This window comes from Thermodesulfovibrionales bacterium, from assembly GCA_035622735.1.
Lineage (GTDB): Bacteria > Nitrospirota > Thermodesulfovibrionia > Thermodesulfovibrionales > UBA9159 > DASPUT01.
This window is the reverse complement of the sequence record DASPUT010000247.1, coordinates 1-5646: the sequence shown is the minus strand read 5'-3', so window position 1 is coordinate 5646 and position 5646 is coordinate 1. Positions and strand designations below refer to the sequence as shown.

Annotated in this window: 7 protein-coding genes; all 7 read right to left on the bottom strand. The window is 49.9% G+C overall.

Annotated features, from left to right (window positions below):
- On the bottom strand, positions 1–487 hold a 487-nt coding region (locus tag VEI96_12840), incomplete at its 3' end, for a beta-ketoacyl synthase N-terminal-like domain-containing protein (GenBank protein ID HXX58879.1).
- Positions 480–920, bottom strand: coding sequence for a 3-hydroxyacyl-ACP dehydratase FabZ (gene fabZ / locus VEI96_12835; protein ID HXX58878.1), 441 nt, complete (start codon positions 918–920; stop codon positions 480–482). The genes VEI96_12840 and fabZ, both read right to left, overlap by 8 nt.
- A 3-nt stretch (positions 921–923) precedes the next feature.
- Positions 924–2159 carry a beta-ketoacyl-[acyl-carrier-protein] synthase family protein gene (locus VEI96_12830; protein HXX58877.1) on the bottom strand — a complete coding sequence of 412 codons (1236 nt, stop codon included), beginning with the start codon at positions 2157–2159 and terminating at the stop codon, positions 924–926.
- 2 nt (positions 2160–2161) lie between these two features.
- Positions 2162–2920 (bottom strand): 3-oxoacyl-[acyl-carrier-protein] reductase, encoded by a 759-nt coding sequence (gene fabG / locus VEI96_12825; GenBank protein HXX58876.1) that lies wholly within the window; start codon positions 2918–2920, stop codon positions 2162–2164.
- A 101-nt stretch (positions 2921–3021) separates the two neighbouring features.
- Positions 3022–4365, bottom strand: a complete 1344-nt coding sequence (locus VEI96_12820; protein ID HXX58875.1) for a methyltransferase — start codon at positions 4363–4365, stop codon at positions 3022–3024.
- 223 nt (positions 4366–4588) lie between these two features.
- Positions 4589–5245 carry a VTT domain-containing protein gene (locus tag VEI96_12815; GenBank protein HXX58874.1) on the bottom strand — a complete coding sequence of 219 codons (657 nt, stop codon included), beginning with the start codon at positions 5243–5245 and terminating at the stop codon, positions 4589–4591.
- A 194-nt stretch (positions 5246–5439) separates the two neighbouring features.
- The coding region (locus VEI96_12810) for a slipin family protein (protein HXX58873.1) at positions 5440–5646 on the bottom strand (207 nt) is incomplete at its 5' end.

The window sequence follows — 5646 nt, the reverse complement described above, 5'->3', positions numbered from 1 at the left end:
CGGAACATGCTGTGGAAAACATGACATTCGGACCGGTACAGGTAAACTCCCTCGCTATTACTGACGGAGCCGCATGCGTGGGGATCTGGTTGATCAACTGCTGGTCTACCGGCTCATGGTTCATGAGCAGCGTATCGATGCTTTCAATCGTCTGGGCGTCGCCTAAGGTAGTACCGAACGATACCCCAACGGTATGACTCCTTAATATTTCCGGGGAGAGAGCCGCATCCCCTATGGCAAGCTTAGCCGCGGAAAGGGCCATTTGCGAGGAACGGTTCATATGAGGGATTCGCTCGCTCGGAATAAACTCTTCCGGAGAGAACTTTCTCACCTCACCGCCATTATGGGTGAAATGCTGCGAAGTATCAAACGAAGAGACAGGACTTATTCCTGACCGGCCTTCAATGAGACCGTTCCAGAATTCCTTCCAGCCGATCCCGATCGAAGAAACGACCCCCAATCCTGTTATCACCACTCTCTTATTCATCTTTCACACTGAATACGAGATCGGCCTCTGATACCTTCTTACCATCGACTGACGCTTCCGCTGAAACGTAGGCACCGGTCGGCAAGGACTTGACATTAACTACGGTTATCTTTAATTGGTCTCCGGGTACTACGGGATCGAGAAATCGAGCCTTGACTGAGCCGAAATAATAAAGAGTTTGTCTTTCGCTTCCTGCATCATTCTTCGCAGCAGCGAAGAGGACTATCGCCGACTGCGCCATCGCCTCTATTATCAATGCTCCGGGGAAAATAGCCTTTTCCGGAAAATGGCCGAGGAAAAATACGTCGTTGCCAGAGATATTTTTAACTGATACGGCCCTTTTACCGGGCTCTAAATCTATCACCTTATCTATCATAATAAAAGGGAAGCGCTGGGGTATGAGTTTCTTTATCTCCTCGAAATCAAGCTGCATCTCTCACCCTTTGAACCTGCCCAGGATGACCGCCGTGTTTTGACCAAAGGGATCAGCCGAGGTCACCAGTGCTGTGTCAATCTCACGCCGGCGTGCCTCGTTCGGCACATAATCGAGGTCGCACTCGGGGTCTCTCTCATAATAATTCATCGTGGGAGGCAGGAATCCCTTCTGTAATGCTCCGATTGCGGCTGTGAGCGAGAGGGCGCCGGAAGCCGAGAAAGACTCACCCACCATCGATTTTATCGAACTCACGGGGATCGCTGAGGCACGGTTCCCAAAAACCTCTTTTATCACTCTTGTCTCCATTCTGTCGAGCGCCTGCGTCGAGTTTGAGCAGGCAGATATGTATTCGATGTCCTCCACGCCGAGAGATGCATCCTTCAGTGCAAGGGTAATCGCGTCGCGCAGGCCTTTCCCCGCTCGGTCAAACCCTCTGGCTGCGGTCGGTTCAAAGGAACTTCCATACCCCTTCACCTCAGCAAGGATAGGCACATTCCTCCTAACCGCATGGACAGAATCTTCGAGGATGAGAACGGCAGCTCCTTCGGAAAGAATCGTGCCCTTTCTCCTCATATCAAAGGGACAGCATACCGGGTCTGAGCCATGGACTTCTGATAGACAGCCGAGCGCAGAGAACCCGGAAACCGTCTCTTCACACAATTCTTCTACAGATCCCGCAAGGACAATATCGGCCCGCTTCAGTCTTATAAAGTCTGCCGCATAGGAAAGAGCGTCGAGACCGGAGCAGAACCCCGTGGATATCGTCGTGTTAAACCCCTTAATGTTAAAGCGTAGCGAGACCTGGCTTCCGGGAGAATTAAGCACCGTATTCGGAAAGTGTGAGGGATTCACATACCGGGGTCCCTCAATGAGACCGGAGCGGTCAAACTGTGAGATGCTGTGAATGCTGCCGAAGGTCGTCCCTATGGTAACGCCTATTGAACGCGTTGTCTCATCGGTGACCGGAACGGATGAGTCATCGAGCGCGAGACTGGCGGCGGAGCAAATCAGCCGCGTGCTTCTGTCAAGGTCGCGGAGCCCCTTCTTGCCGAGAAATGAAACAGGGTCGAAATCACTTATCTCGCCCGCTATATGGACGCCAACAGGGGATGTATCAAAAAGCGTTATAGGCTTAAAGCCTGTCCTCCCGTGGTAGAGAGCGTCCCAATAGGCCTCTTTCCTAATTCCTATGGGTGACAAGACTCCTGCGCCGGTGATGACGATCCTTCTATCCATCGTTAGCCCGCAAGTCCGAGCCCTCCGTCTATCTGTATGACCTCTCCCGTGATATATTTGGACTTATCATCGAGCAGGAAAACTACGGCACGTGCCACTTCTTCCGGGTCCCCGAACCTGCCGACGGGAATAACATCCGTCATCTTCGCCCTCTGTTTCTCACTCAGTTTTGACGTCATGTCGGTATCGATGAATCCGGGTGCAACCGCATTGACCCTGACGTTATAGGGAGCAACTTCTTTTGCGAGGGATTTGGTAAACCCTATCATGCCGGCCTTAGCAGCGGCATAATTTACCTGTCCGGGAAGCGGGTGAATTCCACTGAGGGATGAGACATTCACGATCGCCCCGCTCTTCTGTTTCAGAAAAGTGATGATGCTTGCACGCGTCATATTGAATACTCCCGTGAGGTCGGTATCTATAACATCGGACCAGTCGTCCTTGCTCATCATCATGAGCGACCTGTCCCGTGTTATCCCGGCGTTATTGATGGCGAAATCTATTTTTCCGAACTCTGTTCTGACTTTTTCGACAAGAAGTTTGGATCCTTCAAAATCGCGCACATCCATTCTTATCGGGAGCGCACGCCTTCCAGTCTTCACTACTTCATCGGCAAGGGAGATCGCTTCCGGTTCGTTGTTGAGATAGGTGAATGCTGAGTCAGCTCCCTCCTTCGCTAGGGCGAGGACTATCGAACGTCCTATCCCTCTTGAGCCGCCCGTCACAATGGCTACCTTATCGTGCAGTGACAATGCTTTCATGCGATATTAACCTAAGTCTATCAAACTCTTTGAATGATTATCAATAAACAAAGGCAGCTGATACGAAGAAAGGACTCTTCAATACTCTGATCAAGTGTGAACTATTTCGTGGCCGTATAAAAGATTATCACATCTGACTCGACTCTTCTGTCCGTTAACGCAGTCTCGGGAATGCCTGCCAGAGACAACAGACGGCCGAAATCCGCTTTGTTGCGCTGGAGGAATCCGTCCCAGTCGACGATCCAGTGATAGAATTGTGCCTTGTAAAGACTCGCATCCTTAAACGACATGATGAGTTTTCCACCCGGATTGAGAAGCTGATAAAGGGCATGGAGCAGTTTCACGAGGAAGTCATCGGGGAGATAATCGAAAAATCCGACACTGTAGATGATGTCTTGCATCCCGAACTCTTCTATATTCAGCTCATGGTCGAACATTCTGATCGCATTATATTTCAGAAATTCGACTTCGCCTGCGGACGGGTCTGCATAGGACATACGGTTGAGGGAATATGTGAGGGCTTCGGAGTCGAGATCGATGCAGGTGAAATGAGCTCCTGATTTTTCGATATCAGCGGCAAGCTCGAAGACCTCTCGGCATGAGCCGCAGGCAATGTCAAGAACCTTCGGATTTTCTCTGATCAAGAGTTCTTCTTTCAACAGCTCGCGAAGCATTATGATTCTCTCCCTCACACCTATAGCCAGCGCCGAGAAGAGTGCACATTGATCGAGATAATATCCGATGCCCTCCGACATCGGTGTATTCTTATAGATTCCCTCAAGAGTCTTGTAATCACCCTGACAACCCTGCGGCCATATGCGTGCCCGGTTGATAAAATAACTTTTTGAGAGAATCGGATTTGTCTTTTCACGAAATCCCATCTGCGCGGCCTTAATCACGCTTTTATCGTAACGAACACCCCGTTCGAATTCTTCGCAACCCTCACATACAGTGGTTAGAGACCTGCTCACCAAGGAGAAAAGATCCTCGGAATCTTCCTGAGGGTCGGAGCATCTTCTCTCCAGGTCCTCAAGCTCCCGATTAAACTGTTCTGTTGCCCTGTCGAGGAGTTCATGATACCGTTCCCGTTCCTCATGGACAAAGAGGGTCTGGCCCCTTTCTTCACGGTACTGTTCGCGGGGCTTTCTTTTAGCGGTCATGACTATCCCGGCACGATAGGAATCGTCAAGCTTCATGCACCACCTCACAACGCCAGTCCGCAGACCGGATTCATCATCAAAAAAGAGCGTATGGCCCGGTGCCAGAGGATGATCGGTTTCGATGCCCACACCCACGTCACTGATATCGATGGTCCTCCCTCTGAGATTCAATTTTCTCTCTTCACTTGATGTAAGAATGTTCACGGTATAACCGATCGGTGTCACAAATGGCTTTCGATTAAACTGTCTCATCTCCTGATTCGGGTCGGCGGAAAAAAAATCCATGATATCCTCCTCGTATGATGAAGTTTATTTAATAATTAGTTCGGCTATCTTAAACAAGAATATCACAACATATTATTAAACAGCCTGTAACTATTGAGAAAATTGTAGTAAACTCTTTTCCAATAGTCAACTAAAAAATATTTCTCTCTGAAGTGGCTTTTTTAGCGGTGTTGACACGGGGAGTGTCTATAGAGCTCACGTGATGATGAAGTCAGACAGAAGGCTAGATTTTTTTTGGGGGGTGGGTCATTCCGGTTTCTTTTTCTTCTGACAGAGACCGACTTCTCTCAGATTTCTTTCGCTTCTTCTTTTTGTAACTTATGATATGCCATTTTCTAAACAGGCGCTCGAGTCTGTCCCTGTAAAGCAGGGCGATGAAGACAACGATGATCGCAACACCGGCGAGAAGAAAGAATCTTACGTATTGGTGGTGTCGTATGTAGGAACCTCCGAGGGTTAAGAGGATCGTTCCGAAGAGTCTGCCCGTACCGCCAATTACGAGGAACTCACTTGTCGTGAGATGTCCGAGACCAAGGATATAGCAGAGGTAGTCCTTCGGGAATCCGGGTATGAGGAAGAGCAGGAAGACGAGAAATGCACCTTTGTGATGGAGGAGGTAATCGAACCGGCTCATGGTTCTCCTGTCGACGAGTTTTTCGACAAAGGGCCTTCCGAATACCCGCGCCAGCGCGAAGGCTATGTAGGAGCCTATGGTCAATCCGATAGTCGAAAGTAATATTCCGAGGACAGGCCCGTAGAGAAAGCCGCCCAGGAGACCCGTGACTTCGCCGGGAATAGGAGCGGCAACGACCTGTATCACCTGAAGGAGAATGAAACCGACGAAGGAGAGCGGACCGAGGGAATCCAGGAATGCCATCATGCGGTCTTTGTCGAGGAAGAACTTGACTAACGACCTTACCGGGGTCTCCTCGTTGGAGACGTATTTATAAGTCTCAAATGCGATCCAGACGAGTGCCCCGACGATGAGCAGTAAGACGAGGAGCCTGAATCGGTTACCGTATTTCTGTTTTTCTCTTCTTCTTGAATCCCTAATGGCTGTTCCCCTTTAACGACTCAGTCCTTCCTCTCCATTCTGTCGAGAAACGGCTTAATGAGGTCAATGGGAACCGGAAAGATCGTTGTGGAGTTTTTCTCTGCGGACACTTCAACGAGCGTCTGGAGATACCGTAACTGGAGCGCCATAGGTTGTGACGCGATGACCTTCGCTGCATCGGCAAGCTTTTGGGATGCCTGAAACTCGCCGTCGGCGTGGATGATCTT